Here is a 16,399-nt window from a genome sequence, read left to right on the forward strand (position 1 = left end):
CGGACCGGTCACACCAGCGGCGGCACCACGCAGTCGATCAGGAAGGGACCCGGTTCCGCGAGCCCCCGCTTCAGGAGCGCGGCGAACTCCTCGGCCGTCTCGGCCCGTTCGGCCGGGACGCCCATGCCGCGCGCCAGCGCGACGAAGTCGAGCGCCGGGGCCGACAGGTCGAGCAGCCGGCGGGCCCGCTCCCTGGCCGGGGCCGCCCCCACCGCCCCGAGCTCCAGGTTCAGGATCGCGTACGACCGGTTGGCGAAGACCACCGTCGTGACGTCCAGGCCCTCGCGCGCCTGCGTCCACAGCGCCTGCACCGTGTACATCGAGGCCCCGTCGCCGACCAGCGTCAGCACCGGCCGGTCGGGGCGGGCGACCGCCGCGCCGACGGCGAGCGGCAGGCCCTGCCCCATCGCCCCGCCGGTCAGCGTCAGCCAGTCGTGCGGCGGGGCGCCCGCCGTCGCGCCGGGCAGCCAGAGCCCCGAGGTGTTCGCCTCGTCGACGACCACGGCGTCCTCGGGCAGCAGCGCACCGATCACGGCGGCCGCCGACTCGGCGGTCAGTTCGCCCGTGGGCAGCGCGGGCCGCGCCGCCTCCTCCCGTACGGCGGACCCGGGACCCAGCACCTCCGCGAGCCCTTCGAGCGCCGCCGTCACGTCCTCCGCGCCCGTCGCGAGCGCGTGCACCTCGCACCCCTCGGGCACCAGATCGCCGTCCTGCCCCGGATAGGCGAAGAAGGCGACGGGCGCCGCGGCCCCGGCCAGCACCAGGTGCCGTACGCTCGCCAGTTGGCGCCGCGCTCCGGCGGGCGGATAGGCGAGCCGCCGCACGGCGGGGCGGCCCGCGCCGCGCTCCATGCGGGCGGGGAACGTCTCGCACAGCAGCCGCGCGCCGGTCGCGGCGGCGATCCGCGCCGCGGCCGCGAGCCCGGCCCCGCGCACGGCCTCGCCGCCGAGCAGGACGGCGGCGCTCCCGCCGGTGCGCAGCGCGGCGGCGGCGCCGGTCACCGCGTCCACCGAGACGAGCCCGCGCCGTGCGGCACGGGCGGGCCGCACGGCGGCGGGCGGCCCGTCCGCCGCTGACCAGGACACGTCCGCGGGCACCACCAGCGTGGCGATGGCGCCGGGCGGCCCGGTCGCCGCGGCCACCGCGTCCGCGACGTCACCCGCGAGTTCACCGGCGTGGTACGTACGCCGGGTCCAGCCGGAGACCGTACCGGCCAGTGCCTCGATGTCGGATTCCAGGGGCGCGTCGAGCCGCTTGTGGCGCAGCGCGTGGTCGCCGACGACGTTCACCAGCGGGGTCGCCGCGCGCCGGGCGTTGTGCAGGTTGGCGAGGCCGCCCGCGAGCCCGGGGCCCAGGTGCAGCAGCGTGCACGCGGGGCGTCCCGCCAGCCGTCCGTACCCGTCGGCCGCGCCGGTGGCCACGCCCTCGAACAGGCAGAGCACAGGGCGGAGTCCGGCGGCGTCGTCGAGCGCCGCCACGAAGTGCATCTCGGAGGTCCCCGGGTTGGCGAAGCAGGCGCGGACCCCCGCGCCCACGAGGCCGTCGATCAGGATCTGCGCTCCGTTCGGCATGGCGGTCCGCCTCTGCTCGGTGGCTCTGCTCGGTGGGCAGGGTGTGCGGGGGCGTCGGTGGCCGACGTCCGGCGCGTGGGAGGGGTGCCAGTCTTCACGGAGTCCGGGCCGGGGCGGCAGCCGGGATCCGGCCAGCCGGACCGGGCCCGCCTGGGCCGAACCTGCGCCTGTAGTCGGTCGGGCTGAGCCCCGTCTCGCGGCGCAGCCTGGCGCGCAGATTGGCGGCCGTGCCGAGGCCGCTGCGGCGCGCGACGACGTCCAGGCGCTCCTCGCCGCGCTCGATGAGTCGGCAGGCCAGGGCCACGCGCTCGCCGGTGAGCCAGGCCAGCGGGGTGGTGCCGAGCTGGGCGCGGAAGCGGCGGTGCAGGGTGGCGGGGCTGACGCCCGCGTGGGCCGCGAGGGAGGCCACGGTGAGGGGGCCCGCGGGGCCGGGACCCGGCGCCGGTGGCTCGCCGAGCCGCTCCTGTGCCCAGGCGAGGACCGGCGCGAGGGAGGCGTCCGGCACGTCGGGCACGGGGCGCTCCACGAACTGCCGCTGCCCGCCGTCCCGGTGGGCGGCGAACACGAGCCGCCTGCTCACGGAGTTGGCCACCTCCGCGCCGTGGTCGCGCCGCACGATGTGCAGACCCAGATCGAGGGCGGCCGAACTGCCCGCCGCGGTGAGGATGTCGCCGTCGTCGACGAAGAGCACGTCCGGTTCGAGCCGCACGGCCGGAAACCGCTCCCTGAAGGAGTCCGCCCACTGCCAGTGGGCGGTGGCCCTGCGTCCGTCGAGCACCCCGGCCTCGGCGAGCGTGAACGCCCCGCTGCAGAAGCCCACGAGCCGGGCGCCGCGCGCGTGCGCCCGGCGCACCGCGTCGAGCACCGCGGGCCGCCGCGGCACGTCGGTGTCGGGCCTGTTGGGCACGATCAGCGTGTCCGCGGTGTCGGCCGCCGCGAGTCCCGCGACGCCGGTGAGCGTGAAGAATCCGTCCCGCATCAGGGTGCCAGGCTCGGGCGAGCAGAGCGCGAAGTCGTAGAGCTCCCGGCCGAGTTCGGGCCTGCGCAGGCCGAACACCTCGGTCGCGCAGCCCAGTTCGAAGGGGTTGGAGTTCTCGTCGACGATCACGACGACGCGGTGCGGCCCGGCCGGTGCGGGGGCCTGAGAGGATTCTTGCGCCATATGCGATTTCTAGCACTCGCGGCGGGTGCGCGCCACGGCCGATGATCGGCCCATGAACAGGTCCACGCACGCCGAACCCCGCTCCCTCGACCAGGCTTTGGCCTCCTTCGACGCCCTCTGGAGCCCCCGCATCCTCACCCAGGTCAACGACTACGACGTACGGGTCGCCAAGGTCCAGGGCGAGCACGTGTGGCACGCGCACGACGACACCGACGAGTTCTTCCTCGTACTCGGCGGTGAACTCCACATCGACCTGCGCGAACCGGCGGGGGAGCGCAGGGTCACGCTCCCCACGGGATCGGTCTTCACCGTCCCGCGCGGCGTCGAACACAAGCCGTACGCCCCGGACGGCGCGCGGATCCTGCTCTTCGAGCCCACCGGGACCCTCACGGTGGGCGACCGGCACGAGGAGGTGCCGGACCACGTGGACGCGACGACGGGGCACGCGTTGGCGGGTGAGCTCGGCTAGGCGGGGTGCCCCGCGGTGCGGTCGGGCCGGGCGAAAACCGGGTGCGCCCGGTCGCCGCGATGGTGTGGGATGCGGGGCATGACGATCGTCTTGAACGAGCCCGGCATCGACGGACTGGCCGGGGCCGTGGACGCGCTCCGCGCATGGCAGGACGACCGCACACCCCTGCAGCTCCACCCGGGAGACCTCGGCTGGGCCTGGGCGCTGGGCGCGGAGCGGCTGGCCGCCGACGTCCGCACCTGGAGCGCGGACGGGCGGGTCGTCGCCGTCGGTTACCTGGACGGCCCCGACGTGCTGCGCCTGACGACCGCGCCGGACCTGCGCCAGGACGAGGCCCTGGCGCGCCAGCTCCACGCGGACCTCGACGACCCGGCGCGCGGGGTCCTGCCGGCCGGGGAGGTCGGCCTTGAGATCCCCAGCGGCGCCCTGCTCCGCGAGACCCTCCTGGCGGCGGGCTGGCATCTCGACGAGCCGTGGACGCCGCTGCACCGCGACCTCTCCGAGCCGGTGAAGGACTCCGGTCTGCGGATCGAGGTGGCCGATCAGGGGACGGCGGGGGTGCGGACCGCCGTGCACCGCTCGGCGTTCGGCAGCGAGAAGTTCACCGAGGAGGTCTGGCACGTCCTCGCTGCCGGGCCGGTCTACGCCGACGCCCGCTGCCTGATCGGCTACGACGGCCAGGGCAACGCGGTGGCCGCGGCGACGGTCTGGTCGGCGGGCCCCGGCAGGCCCGGTCTGCTGGAGCCGGTGGGTGTCCACGCCGACCACCGTGGTCGCGGCTACGGCACGGCGATCGGCGTCGCCGCCGCGGCGGCGCTGCGCGAGATGGGTGCGTCGAGCGCGTTCGTCTCCACGCCGAGTGCGAACACCGCCGCCGTCGCCACCTACAAGGCGGCCGGATACGAGCCGTCGCCGGAACGACTGGACGTCGGCCGAGCCGCCTGAGAGCCGCTTCTATTCAAGTTTGACTACACTGGGCGCATGCCCGAGAAGACGATCCCCCTCCTGCCGTGCCGGGAGATCCAGCCGGTGGTCGAGTTCTACACCGCGCTGGGTTTCGAGACGACCTTCCTCCAGAAGAGTCCCTACGCCTACGCCGTCGTCGAACGCGGCGTCGTCGAGCTCCAGTTCTTCGCCATGAAGGAGTACGACCCGAAGGAGTCCTACTCCGGCTGCTACGTCCTCACCGACGACGTGGCGGAACTGCACACCGCCTTCCGTGCCGGGCTCAAGGCCGCCTACGGCAGGATCCCCGCCCGGGGGCTGCCCCGGATCGGGCCGCTCAAGGACATGTCGTACGGCGTGCGGCAGTTCCTGATGACCGATCCCGGCGGCAACAGCATCCGCGTCGGGCAGCCCATCAGCGAGGACCCCTCGCACCGGCCCGCACCCAAGGAGACGTTCGCGCGCGCCCTGCACATGGCCGACCTGTTCGCCGACTCCAAGGAGGACCTGCCCGGCGCCGCGAAGATCATCGACCGGGCCCTCGGGCTCACCGACGAGCGGCCCACCCCCGAGCAGGAGGTGCGCCTCCTCGTGCTGCGCGGCGACATCGCACAGCGCCTGGGCGACGACGAGCTGGCGGAGCGGCTGCTCGGCCGGGCGGGGGACGTCCAACTCGCCGACGCCGAAAGGGAGTCGGTGCGCGACGCCCTGGCGCGCCTGGCCGAACTGAAGGCGTAGCCCCTGGACGCGGGGGACGTCAGCGCCCCGTCAAGGTCCCCGCCCGCGGCGCCAGGGCCGCGTCAAGGCCCGTGTCCCCGGCGGCCGTCGGGGGAGTGCGTGCGGCACGCTCCCCCAAGGGCGTCCGCCCGGGAGACCGCCCCGCAGGCCAAGAGGGGTGTCATGAGTGACGTACGACCCGGAGCGCTGAAGGTCTATCTGGGGTCGGCCCCCGGCGTCGGCAAGACCTGCCGCATGCTCGACGAGGCGCGCCGCAGAGCGGCCCGCGGCACCGACGTGGTCGTCGGTGCGGTCGCGTGCCACGGACGCCCGCACACCGAGTCGCTCCTCGCCGGTCTCGACGTCCTGCCGTCCGTGGCGGGCGGGCTCGACCTCGCCGGCCTGCTCGCCCGCCGCCCGGGACTCGCGGTCGTCGACGACCTCGCCCACGCCGACACCCCGGGCGGCGGCCGGCGCCCGCACCGCTGGCAGGACGTCGAGGAGCTGCTCGCGGCCGGCGTCGACGTCCTCACCGCGGTCGACATCCGGCACCTGGCGTCCCTCAACGACGTCGTCGAGAAGATCACCCGGGTGCCCGTCACCGAGACCGTCCCCGACCGGGTGGTCCGGCGCGCCCGGCAGATCGAGCTAGTCGACATGGACCCCGAGGCGCTGCGCCGCCGCATGGCGCACGGCGGCATCCGTGCGCCCGGGGACCCCGAAGGCATGGACGCGGCCCTCGCCCACCACTTCCGCCCCGCCAACCTCACCGCGTTGCGCGAACTCGCCCTGCGCTGGCTGGCCGGACACGTCGGCGAGCAGCTCAGGCGCCACCGGAGCGAGCACGGCGGCGACGGCGCGGGCGAGGCCCGCGAGCGCGTCGTCGTCGCGCTGACCGGCGGCCCCGAGGGCGAGACCCTGATCCGCCGCGCCGCCCGCATCGGCGACCTGCCCCGCACCCTGGGCGCCCCGCACTCCGGGGGCGACCTGCTCGCCGTGCACGTGGCCCGCAGCGACGGCCTGGCCGCCGGTGCCTCGCACGCCGCCCTGGTCCGCCAGCGGCGCCTGGTGGAGAGCCTCGGCGGCAGCTACCACTCGGTCGTCGGCGCCCATGTGCCCACCGCCCTGGTCGAGTTCGCCCGCGCCGAGAGCGCGACCCAGCTCGTCCTCGGCACCAGCAGACGGGGCCGTCTCGAACGCTTCCTGACCGGCAGCGGCATCGGCGAGACCGTCGTCGCGCTCTCCGACGACATCGACGTCCACATGGTCACCCACGAACGGGCGGGCGGCGGCAGGCTGCTGCCCTCGCGGCGCCGTACGCTGCCGCACTCGCGCCTCGTCGCGGGCCCGGTCGCCGGGCTCGTCCTGCCGCTGCTCCTGACCCTCGCGCTCGACGCGGCGCGCGGCACCCTGAACCTCACCAGCGAGGCGCTGCTCTTCCTGCTCACCGTGGTCGGCGTGGCCTGCATCGGCGGTGTCGCGTCCGCCGTGATCGCGTCGGTCACCGCTTCGCTGCTGCTCAACTACTGGTTCATGCCGCCGGTCGGCCACTTCACCCTCGGCGACCCCAACAGCATGGTCGCGCTCGGGGTGTTCGCCGTCGTCGCGGCCACCGTGGCCGCCGTCGTCGACCGCTCGCTGCGGCTCTCCCGGCGCTCGGCGCGCGCCACCGCCGAGGCCGAGACGATGTCCTCGCTCGCGGGCAGCATCGTCCGCGGCGACCGCGCCATCCCCGCCCTCCTGGAACGCACCAGGGAGACCTTCGGCATGGACTCCGCCGAACTGGTCGACGAACTCCCCGAGAGCGACGGGGCGTCGGTGGGCGTGCCGGTCGGCACCGGCTCCTACCTGGTGCTGCGCGGGCGCCCGCTGCCGTCGTCCGCGCGCCGCGTGCTCGCCGCCTTCGCCGCGCACGTCGGCGCCGCCGTGGAGCGCGCCAGGCTGGCCGAGGCCGCCGCCGAGGTCGAGCCGGTCAAGGCCGCCGACCGGATGCGCACCGCGCTGCTGCGGGCGGTCGGCCACGACCTGCGCACCCCGCTCGCCGCCGCCTTGGCCGCCGTCGCCTCGCTGCGCAGCCGCGACGTGCGGTTCTCCGACGAGGACAGGGAGGCGCTGCTCGCCACCGCGGACGAGTCCCTGGCCCGGCTCGACCGCCTGGTGGAGAACCTCCTCGACCTGAGCAGGCTGGAGGCGGGCGCGCTCACCCTCGACCTGCGTGCCACCGCCCTGGAGGAGGTCCTCGCGCCCGCGCTGGACTCGCTGCCCGACGGCGGCGGCACCGTCAGGACGCAGAACCTGGAGAGCATCCCCGACGTCGTCGCCGACCCGCCGCTCCTGGAACGCGTCCTCGCCAACCTGATGAGCAACGCGGCCCGTCACTCACCGCCCCACGAGCCGGTCCTCGTCTCGGCGAGCGCGCTCGCGGGCCGCGTCGAACTGCGCGTCGTCGACCGCGGCCCCGGCCTGCCGCCGACCGGCCGCGAGCGGCTCTTCGAACCCTTCCAGCGGCTCGGCGACACCGACAACGCCACCGGGCTCGGCCTCGGACTCGCGCTCTCGCGCGGCCTGACCGAGGCCATGGACGGCACGCTCACCCCGGAGGACACCCCGGGCGGCGGGCTCACCATGGTGCTCTCGCTGCCCTGCGCCGCGCCGCCCGCGGAGCCGGCCGTACGTGTCCGCGCGGACCTCAGCCGACGTGCACCCGCGGTCGCCGCTCCGGGTCCGGCTCGGCCCGGCGGAGCACCTCGCGGGTGACCGGGGCGACCTCGCCGTCGCCGAAGACGAGGAAGCGCAGCAGATGGCTGAGCGGGTCGCCCTCGGTCCAGTTGAAGTAGGCGTGCGGGACCTCGCCCGTACGGTCCCGGATCGCCATCAGGACGGCCGCGATGGTGTTGGGCACCCCTGGCCCCTTCACGCGCAGCCTGCGCGAGCCGTGCCTCTCGTCGCCGTGCACGGTCAACTCGGTGGTGAAGTCGGAGGAGTTGCGGACCAGGACCTCCAGGAAGAGCACGGGCTCGCCGCCGGGAATGTGGGTCTGCTCGCGCTGGCTGTACTCCTTCTTGCGGTACTCGGCGGTGCTGTGCTCCTGCGGTTCGTTGGCGATGATCCGCACCGGACCCGACGCGGCGACCTCGTCGACCAGCCGCGCCGCCGCGTCGTCGAGCACCACGCCCGACGACCGCAGTTCGAAGGCCCGGTGCACCCGCGAAGCGAACGACGTCAGCAGGATCCCGAGGATGAACAGCGCCGCGATCTTGATGCCGTCGGGCCGCTCGATGACGTTGGTGACCAGGGTGTACGCGAACACCAGGGTGATCACGCCGAATCCGCAGGCGGCCGCCCGGTGCCCGCGGTGGCGGGCCGCGACGGTCGACGCGAAGGCCGCGGAGAGCATCAGGACGAGGACACCGGTGGCGTACGCGCCGCTCTGCGCGTCGACGTCGGCGTTGAACCAGAGCGTGATGACCACCGCGATCACCATGAAGACGAGGACCAGCGGCCGCACCGCGCGCGTCCACTCGGGCGCCATGCCGTAGCGCGGCAGATAGCGCGGCACGATGTTGAGCAGCCCGGCCAGCGCGGAGGCCCCGGCGAACCACAGGATGGCGATCGTCGCGACGTCGTAGCAGGTACCGAACACCTCGCCCAGGTGCTCGTGCGCCAGATAGGCGAGCGCCCGCCCGTTGGCGGGGCCGCCGCGCTCGAAGGCGTGCTGCGGGATCAGGATCGTCGTCGCCAGGCTGGAGAGCAGCAGGAAGCAGCTCATGATGAGCGCCGCCGTGGTCAGCAGCTTGCGGGTGTCCCTGATCCGGCCCGTCGGCTTCGCGTACGTGTCCGATGCGTCGCCCCGCACCTGCGGCATCACCGCCACACCGGTCTCGAACCCGGACATGCCGAGCGCCAGCTTGGGAAAGACGAGCAGCGCCACACCGGCCATCGCGAACGGCGACGCGTGCTCCGCCGTCATCGCGTCCCACCAGTCGCCGATGTGCACCGGCTCGCTGAGCACCAGCCACACCGAGGTGGCGAGCACGACGAGGTTGAGGGTGAGGAAGGCGCCGACCAGGGCGACCGCGACGCCGATCGCCTCGCGGAACCCCTTGAGGAAGACCGCGCCGAGCCCCGCGATCAGGACGAGGGTGATCAGCACGTTCTCGCCGTCCAGCCAGTGCGGGGCGAACGGGTTCTCCACCACGTGCGCGGAGGCGTCGGCGGCGGACAGCGTGATGGTGATGATGAAGTCCGTGGCGGCGAAGCCGAGCAGGACGAGGACGAAGATCTTCCCCGACCACCACGGGAGCAGCCGCTCCAGCATGTGGATCGAACCCTCGCCGTGCGGCGACTCCTTGGCCACCCTGCGGTAGACCGGCAGCGCGCCGAACAGCGTCAGGGCGATCAGCACCAGGGTGGCGAGCGGCGAGAGCAGCCCGGCGGCCAGCGCCGCGATGCCCGGCTGGTAGCCGAGCGTGGAGAAGTAGTCCACACCGGTCAGGCACATCACGCGCCACCAGCGGTGGCCCTGGTGTTCGGCGGGCGGGGTGCCGTGCGGGCCCCGGTGCCGCGACGACTGCTCGGTCAGACCGTCGAGGAGCCAGGCGCGCAGCCGGTGCGGGGACTTCGCGGTCATGTCCTGCTTCCTGTCGTCGCTGCTCCCGCGCATCGTCACCCGCCGGGGGAGCGAGGTCGAACGCACGGGCGGTGGATTCGGCCACCTGGCCGTCAAGAACGCGTGAGGACGGCGGTGTTCGGCGCGAAGAACGCGCAAGGAGAACGTGTGCCCGCCGGATTCCGGGCCGAACCTGGGCGCACCGCCTCACCGGCGCCCGGCCGCGCCGCGCCACCCGCGTGAGCGGCCCCACCGGAACCCCAAGGAGTACGCATGACCGTCCTGACCAGTGAGCAGGGCACCGCCCCCCTCGACGAGGACCCCCCGGACACCGCCGAACGGCACCGGCTCACCGCCGTCACCGGGCTCGCGGCGCTGTCCCTGGACGCGATGGCCTCCGTCGCCTACGGCCCCGAGGCGATCGTGCTGGTGCTCGCCGCCGCGGGCGGCCACGGCCTCGGTTTCACCCTGCCGGTCACCCTCGCGATAGCCGCCCTGCTCGCGGTCCTCGTCGCCTCCTACCGCCAGGTGATCGCCGCCTTCCCCGACGGCGGCGGCTCCTACGCGGTGGCCAAGGCCCACCTCGGGCGCCGCACCAGCCTGGTCGCCGCCGCCTCGCTCGTACTCGACTACGTGCTGAACGTCGCCGTCGCCGTCACCGCGGGCGTCGCCGCCCTGACCTCGGCCTTTCCCGGTCTGTACGGTGACCGGCTGTGGATCTGCCTGGCCGTCCTCGTACTGATCACCGGCATCAATCTGCGCGGCATCGTCGACTCAGCGCGGGCCTTCATCGTCCCGACCGCCGTCTTCGTCCTGTCGATGCTCACCCTGATCGCCTTCGGACTCTTCCGCTCCGCCCCGGTCAGCACCGAGGCCGCGCAGGGGCACGCCTCGGTCCTCGCCGACGACGCGACCACCGTGGGCGCGCTGCTGCTGCTCAAGGCGTTCGCCTCCGGCTGCTCCGCGCTCACCGGCGTCGAGGCCATCGCCAACGCCGTGCCGTCCTTCCGCGCTCCCCGGGCCCGGCGCGCCCAGCACGCGGAGATCGCCCTGGGCGCCGTCCTCGGGGTGATGCTGATCGGCCTCGCCGTGCTGATCTCCCGCTTCCACCTCCAGCCGGTCGAGGGCGTCACCGTCCTCGCGCAGCTCGCGGACGCCTCGCTCGGCCACAACTGGGCCTTCTACGTCATCCAGTTCGCCACGATGATCCTGCTCGCCCTCTCCGCGAACACCTCCTTCGGCGGGCTGCCCGTCCTCCTGAAGCTGCTGGCCCGCGACAACTTCCTGCCGCACGTCTTCGCCCTCAAGGCCGACCGCCAGGTCCACCGGCACGGCGTCCTGACCCTCGCCGCGATCTCCGCCGCGCTGCTCGTCTTCTCCGGCGGCGACACCAACACCCTCGTGCCGCTCTTCGCCATCGGCGTCTTCGTCGGCTTCACGATCGCGCAGACCGGCATGGTCCTGCACTGGCGCCGCGAGCGCGGCCCGAAGTGGCGCGGCAAGGCCCTCCTGAACGGCCTGGGAGCGGTCCTGACCGGCGTCAGCGCGGTCGTCGTCACCGCTACCAAGTTCCACGACGGCGCGTGGCTGATCGTGGTCGCGCTGCCCCTCCTGGTCGCCGGCTTCGAGACCGTCCACCGGGCCTACGCCCGCATCGGCGAGCGCCTCGGCCTCGGCCGCGTACCGGAGTGCCCGCACCGCGACCGCTCCCTGGTGATCGTCCCCGTCTCCTCGCTGTCCCGCCTGACCAGCGAGGCCCTGACCGCCGCGGTCTCGCTGGGCGACGAGGTCCGCGCGGTGACCGTCTGCCACTCCGACCCGGAGGACCGGGCGCAGGCGGAGGCCCTGGAGCGGGACTGGGCGCTGTGGAGCCCCGGGGTGGACCTGGTCCGCGTCCCCGCCGAGCGCCGCACCATCGGGCGGCCCATCGCCGCGTACGTACGGGGGATCGAGGAGGCCCGTCCCGGCACCCGCGTCACCGTGCTGATCCCCGAGGTCGAACCGGCCCGCGCCTGGCAGCGGATCCTGCAGAACCAGCGCGGCGCGGTGGTGGCGCACGCGGTCCGCAGGGACACCGACGCGGCCATCTGCCGGCTGCGCTTCCGGCTGTCGTAAGAGAGCCGTCAAGACGCCTCATGGCGCCGTATGGAGGGCGTCAACGGCGGCCGGATCCGGCCGAAACAGAGGTTTCCTCTAACCGTCAGACCAAGTAGTTCATCCATCCACTTCGTTCCTCAGGAGCTCACGATGGCCGACGTGGCCTTCGTCGTCACCACGATCGCGGTCTTCGCGCTGGTGGCACTCGTCGCCAAGGGGGTGACCAAGCTGTGACCGCCGAGAACATCGTCGGCCTCGTCGTGGCCGTCGCCCTCCTGGGCTATCTCGTCCTCGCCCTCGTCTTCCCGGAGAGGTTCTGAGCACAGATATGAGCCCCGTTCTTGCCGGTGTGCTGCAGATGCTCGCGCTGATAGCGGCGCTGGCCCTCGCATACCGCCCGCTCGGCGACTACATGGCCCACGTCTACTCGTCGAAGAAGCATCTTCGTGCGGAGAAGTGGATCTACAAGGCCATCGGCGCCAACCCCGACACCGAGATGCGCTGGCCCGCCTACCTGCGCGGCGTCCTCGCCTTCTCCGCGGCCGGCGTCCTCTTCCTCTACCTGATGCAGCGCCTCCAGGGCTCGCTGCCGGGCTCGCTCGGCTTCAAGGCGATCGACCCGGACCAGGCGTTCAACACCGCCGCGTCCTTCGTCGCCAACACCAACTGGCAGTCGTACTCCGGCGAACAGGCCATGGGCCACGTCGTGCAGACCGGCGGCCTCGCCGTACAGAACTTCGTCTCGGCGGCCGTGGGGATCGCCGTGGCGGTGGCCCTGGTCCGCGGCTTCGCCCGTTCCCGCACCGGTGAGCTCGGCAACTTCTGGGCCGACCTGGTGCGCGGCACCGTCCGCATCCTGATCCCGATCTCCGTGGTCGGCGCGCTCGTCCTGGTCGCCTGCGGCGCCCTCCAGAACTTCTCCGGCATTCACGAGGTCGGCCAGTTCCTGGGCGGCAAGCAGGAGTGGAACGGCGGCGCCGTCGCCTCCCAGGAGGTCATCAAGGAGCTGGGCACCAACGGCGGCGGTTACTTCAACGCCAACTCCGCCCACCCCTTCGAGAACCCCAACGGCCTCTCGAACCTCTTCGAGATCTTCCTGATCCTCGTCATCCCGTTCGCCCTGACCCGCACCTTCGGCAAGATGGTCGGCTCGGTGCGGCAGGGCTACGCGATCCTCGCCACGATGGCGACGATCTGGATCGGCTTCACGGCGCTGATGATGTGGACCGAGTTCCACCACGGCGGACCCGCCTTCGACCTCGCGGGCGGCGCGATGGAGGGCAAGGAGACCCGCTTCGGCATCGGCGGCTCGGCGATCTTCTCGGTCGCCACCACGCTGACCTCCACGGGCGCGGTCAACTCCTTCCACTCCTCCAACACCGGCTTCGGCGGCGGCATCGACATGCTGGGCATGCAGCTCGGCGAGATCGCCCCCGGCGGCACCGGATCCGGCCTCTACGGCATGCTGATCATGGCGATCATCGCGGTGTTCATCGCGGGCCTGATGGTCGGCCGTACGCCGGAGTACCTGGGCAAGAAGATCGGCACCCGTGAGATCAAGCTCGCGGCCTGCTACATCCTCGTCACGCCCGCGCTCGTCCTCGGCTTCACCGCGGTGTCGATGGCACTGCCCACGCCCAAGGACTCGATGCTCAACACCGGGGCGCACGGCTTCTCCGAGATCCTGTACGCCTTCACCTCGGGCGCCAACAACAACGGCTCGGCGTTCGGCGGTCTGAGCGCGGACACCAACTGGTTCAACACCACGATCGGCCTCGCGATGCTGCTCGGCCGCTTCCTGCCCATGGTGTTCGTCCTCGCGCTCGCCGGATCGCTCGCGGAACAGAAGCCGATCCCGGCCACCGCGGGCACGCTGCGCACCGAGAAGCCGCTGTTCACCGGATTGCTGGTCGGCACCATCATGATCATCACCGGTCTCACCTACTTCCCCGCCCTGGCGCTGGGACCGCTTGCCGAGGGGCTGGCGTCATGAGCACACACACCGAGAAGTACGAGACGGACGAGCGGGAGCCGGCCGCGGCCGCCACCCCCGCCCCGCACACGGACCTGCCCACCGGCAACAAGTCCGCCGACGAGGGCAAGGTCGCCGCGGGTCTCTTCGACCCCGCCCAGCTCCTGAAGTCCCTGCCGGACGCGGTCCGCAAGCTGCACCCGCGCGTCATGGTCAAGTCGCCGGTCATGTTCGTGGTCCTGGTCGGCTCGGTGGTCACCACCGTGCTCGCCGTGAAGGACCCGACCGACTGGTTCGGCTGGGCGATCGCCGTCTGGCTCTGGCTGACCACCGTCTTCGCCAACCTCGCCGAGGCCGTCGCCGAGGGCCGCGGCAAGGCACAGGCCGACACCCTGCGCAAGGCCAAGACCGACACCGTCGCGCGCCGCCTGAGCGGTACGACGGAGGAGTCGGTGCCCGGCACCGAGCTGCGCATCGGCGACCTGGTCGTCTGCGAGGCGGGCGACATCATCCCCGGCGACGGTGACGTCGTCGAGGGCGTGGCCTCCGTCGACGAGTCCGCGATCACCGGCGAATCGGCCCCCGTCATCCGGGAGTCGGGCGGCGACCGCTCCGCCGTCACGGGCGGCACGAAGGTCCTCTCCGACCGCATCGTCATCAAGATCACGACGAAGCCCGGCGAGACGTTCATCGACCGCATGATCAACCTGGTCGAGGGCGCGGCCCGGCAGAAGACGCCCAACGAGATCGCGCTGAACATCCTCCTCGCGTCCCTCACCATCGTCTTCCTGCTCGCCGTCGTCACCCTCAAGCCCTTCGCCATCTACGCGGGGGCCGACGACCAGACCTCGATGATCGTCCTGACGGCGCTGCTCGTCTGCCTGATCCCGACGACCATCGGCGCCCTGCTCTCCGCGATCGGCATCGCGGGCATGGACCGCCTCGTCCAGCGCAACGTCCTCGCCATGTCCGGCAGGGCGGTCGAAGCGGCGGGCGACGTGTCGACGCTGCTCCTGGACAAGACCGGCACCATCACCCTCGGCAACCGCCAGGCCGCCGAGTTCCTGCCGGTGCGCGGCACCACCGAGGCCGAGGTCGCCGACGCCGCCCAGCTCTCCTCGCTGGCCGACGAGACGCCCGAGGGCCGCTCCATCGTCGTACTCGCCAAGGAGAAGTACGGCCTGCGCGAGCGCCACCAGGGCGAGCTGACCGGCGCCGAGTGGGTGCCCTTCACGGCACAGACCCGGATGTCCGGCGTGGACGTCGAAGGACGCAAGGTCCGCAAGGGCGCGACCGGTTCGGTCATCGCCTGGGTCAAGGAACGCGGTGGCGAGGTCGCCGAGGATGCACAGGAACTCAACGACCGGATTTCCCAGGCTGGTGGCACGCCGCTGCTCGTGGCTCTGGAAGACGCTGACGGCGCGCGCGTCCTCGGGGTGATCCACCTCAAGGACGTCGTCAAGCAGGGCATGCGCGAGCGGTTCGACGAACTGCGCCGCATGGGCATCAAGACCGTCATGATCACGGGTGACAACCCGCTGACCGCCAAGGCGATCGCGGACGAGGCGGGCGTGGACGACTTCCTCGCCGAGGCCACGCCCGAGGACAAGATGGCGCTGATCAAGCGCGAGCAGGCGGGCGGCAAGCTGGTCGCGATGACCGGCGACGGCACCAACGACGCGCCCGCGCTCGCCCAGGCGGACGTCGGCGTGGCCATGAACACCGGCACCTCGGCCGCCAAGGAGGCCGGGAACATGGTGGACCTGGACTCCAACCCGACCAAGCTCATCGAGATCGTCGAGATCGGCAAGCAGCTCCTCATCACCCGGGGCGCCCTGACGACCTTCTCGATCGCCAACGACGTCGCGAAGTACTTCGCGATCATCCCCGCCATGTTCGCGGTCGCCTATCCCTCGCTCGACAAGCTCAACATCATGGGCCTGTCGTCGCCGGAGTCCGCGATCCTCTCGGCGGTCATCTTCAACGCGCTGATCATCATCGCGCTCGTGCCGCTCGCCCTGAAGGGCGTGCGGTACCGGCCGATGAGCGCGGACAAGATGCTCCGGCGCAACCTCGGCATCTACGGCCTCGGCGGGCTCGTCGCCCCCTTCATCGGCATCAAGATCATCGATCTGCTGCTCTCCCTCATCCCCGGAATCGGTTGACCGTCATGAACAGCTCCGTAGGAAACTCCGCCCGGTTGCTGGGAGCGGGCCTGCGCGCCCTCCTCGTCCTCACCGTGATCTGCGGCGTCCTCTACCCCCTCGCGGTGACCGGCGTCGCCCAGGCCCTCTTCCACGACAAGGCCAACGGCTCCGAGGTCACGGCGGACGGCAAGGTCGTCGGCTCCGAACTCATAGGCCAGCGCTACGACCTGCCGCTCAAGAAGGGCCAGGAGACGGCCGCACCCGACCTCAAGTGGTTCCAGCCGCGCCCCTCCAACGGCCTCGGCTCCAACCAGGCCAACGGCGTCAACACGCGGTACAACCTGCTCGTGTCCGGCGCCACCAACCTCGCCGGTGACAACAAGGACCTGATCCAGCAGGTGAAGGACGCCAAGGCGGCCGTCATCAAGGACAACTCCACCGCGGACCACCGGGTGAAGCCCTCCGACGTGCCCGCCGAGGCGGTCACCTCCTCTGCCTCCGGCCTCGACCCGCACATCTCCCCGCGCTACGCCGACCTCCAGGTGCACCGCGTCGCGGAGAGGAACCACCTGACCGTCGCCCAGGTCCAGAAGCTGGTCGACGGGCACACCGACGGACGGATCCTCGGCTTCGTGGGCGAGCCGCGCGTCAACGTCCTCCAGCTCAACATCGCCCTCAAGGAACTGACCGAGAAGGGCTGATGGGCTTAA

13 protein-coding genes are annotated in these 16,399 nt (G+C 72.5%); 10 read left to right on the forward strand and 3 right to left on the reverse strand.

Annotated features, from left to right (window positions below):
- Positions 1-8: 8 nt before the first annotated feature.
- Both ACIO9J_RS31110 and ACIO9J_RS31115 read right to left on the reverse strand, forming a co-directional pair.
- Complete coding sequence (locus ACIO9J_RS31110; protein ID WP_402006980.1) at positions 9-1,571, reverse strand: acetolactate synthase large subunit; 1,563 nt, start codon at positions 1,569-1,571, stop codon at positions 9-11.
- A gap of 94 nt (positions 1,572-1,665) precedes the next feature.
- Positions 1,666-2,733: a helix-turn-helix domain-containing protein gene (locus ACIO9J_RS31115; protein WP_402006982.1), complete on the reverse strand. Its 1,068-nt coding sequence runs from the start codon at positions 2,731-2,733 to the stop codon at positions 1,666-1,668.
- A 52-nt stretch (positions 2,734-2,785) separates the two neighbouring features.
- On the opposite strand from ACIO9J_RS31115, the gene ACIO9J_RS31120 reads away from it, so the two are divergent.
- The 4 genes from ACIO9J_RS31120 (at position 2,786) to ACIO9J_RS31135 (ending at position 7,621) form a co-directional block, all read left to right on the forward strand.
- Entirely contained in the window at positions 2,786-3,202 is a 417-nt protein-coding gene (locus ACIO9J_RS31120; protein WP_402006984.1) for a cupin domain-containing protein, read from the forward strand.
- A 78-nt stretch (positions 3,203-3,280) separates the two neighbouring features.
- The gene (locus tag ACIO9J_RS31125) at positions 3,281-4,147 is read left to right on the forward strand and encodes a GNAT family N-acetyltransferase (protein ID WP_402006986.1); all 867 of its coding nucleotides are present in this window, start codon (positions 3,281-3,283) and stop codon (positions 4,145-4,147) included.
- Between the two features lie 36 nt (positions 4,148-4,183).
- Positions 4,184-4,885 (forward strand): bleomycin resistance protein, encoded by a 702-nt coding sequence (locus ACIO9J_RS31130; protein ID WP_402006988.1) that lies wholly within the window; start codon positions 4,184-4,186, stop codon positions 4,883-4,885.
- A 162-nt stretch (positions 4,886-5,047) separates the two neighbouring features.
- Positions 5,048-7,621, forward strand: a complete 2,574-nt coding sequence (locus ACIO9J_RS31135) for an ATP-binding protein (RefSeq protein ID WP_402006990.1) — start codon at positions 5,048-5,050, stop codon at positions 7,619-7,621.
- Here the strand turns inward: ACIO9J_RS31135 and ACIO9J_RS31140 are convergent.
- Entirely contained in the window at positions 7,554-9,494 is a 1,941-nt protein-coding gene (locus tag ACIO9J_RS31140) for an amino acid transporter (protein ID WP_402006992.1), read from the reverse strand. The two genes, ACIO9J_RS31135 and ACIO9J_RS31140, sit on opposite strands and share 68 nt — an antisense overlap.
- A 252-nt stretch (positions 9,495-9,746) precedes the next feature.
- Here ACIO9J_RS31140 and ACIO9J_RS31145 point away from each other — a divergent pair, with 252 nt between their 5' ends.
- The 6 genes from ACIO9J_RS31145 to ACIO9J_RS31170 are packed head-to-tail and all read left to right on the forward strand — an operon-like array spanning position 9,747 to position 16,390.
- The gene (locus ACIO9J_RS31145) at positions 9,747-11,588 is read left to right on the forward strand and encodes an APC family permease (protein ID WP_402006994.1); all 1,842 of its coding nucleotides are present in this window, start codon (positions 9,747-9,749) and stop codon (positions 11,586-11,588) included.
- A 30-nt stretch (positions 11,589-11,618) separates the two neighbouring features.
- Positions 11,619-11,804 (forward strand): hypothetical protein, encoded by a 186-nt coding sequence (locus ACIO9J_RS31150; RefSeq protein ID WP_402006996.1) that lies wholly within the window; start codon positions 11,619-11,621, stop codon positions 11,802-11,804.
- Entirely contained in the window at positions 11,801-11,890 is a 90-nt protein-coding gene (gene kdpF, locus ACIO9J_RS31155; protein WP_033264828.1) for a K(+)-transporting ATPase subunit F, read from the forward strand. The genes ACIO9J_RS31150 and kdpF overlap by 4 nt, the downstream gene beginning before the upstream one ends.
- 8 nt (positions 11,891-11,898) lie before the next feature.
- Positions 11,899-13,563 (forward strand): potassium-transporting ATPase subunit KdpA, encoded by a 1,665-nt coding sequence (kdpA, locus tag ACIO9J_RS31160; protein ID WP_402006998.1) that lies wholly within the window; start codon positions 11,899-11,901, stop codon positions 13,561-13,563.
- Positions 13,560-15,707, forward strand: a complete 2,148-nt coding sequence (kdpB, locus tag ACIO9J_RS31165; protein WP_402007000.1) for a potassium-transporting ATPase subunit KdpB — start codon at positions 13,560-13,562, stop codon at positions 15,705-15,707. Before kdpA ends, kdpB begins: the two co-directional genes overlap by 4 nt.
- A 5-nt stretch (positions 15,708-15,712) precedes the next feature.
- Positions 15,713-16,390 (forward strand): potassium-transporting ATPase subunit C, encoded by a 678-nt coding sequence (locus tag ACIO9J_RS31170; protein WP_402007002.1) that lies wholly within the window; start codon positions 15,713-15,715, stop codon positions 16,388-16,390.
- Positions 16,391-16,399: the final 9 nt, after the last annotated feature.

Origin of the sequence: Streptomyces sp. NPDC087300, assembly GCF_044744425.1 — a bacterium.
Lineage (GTDB): Bacteria > Actinomycetota > Actinomycetes > Streptomycetales > Streptomycetaceae > Streptomyces.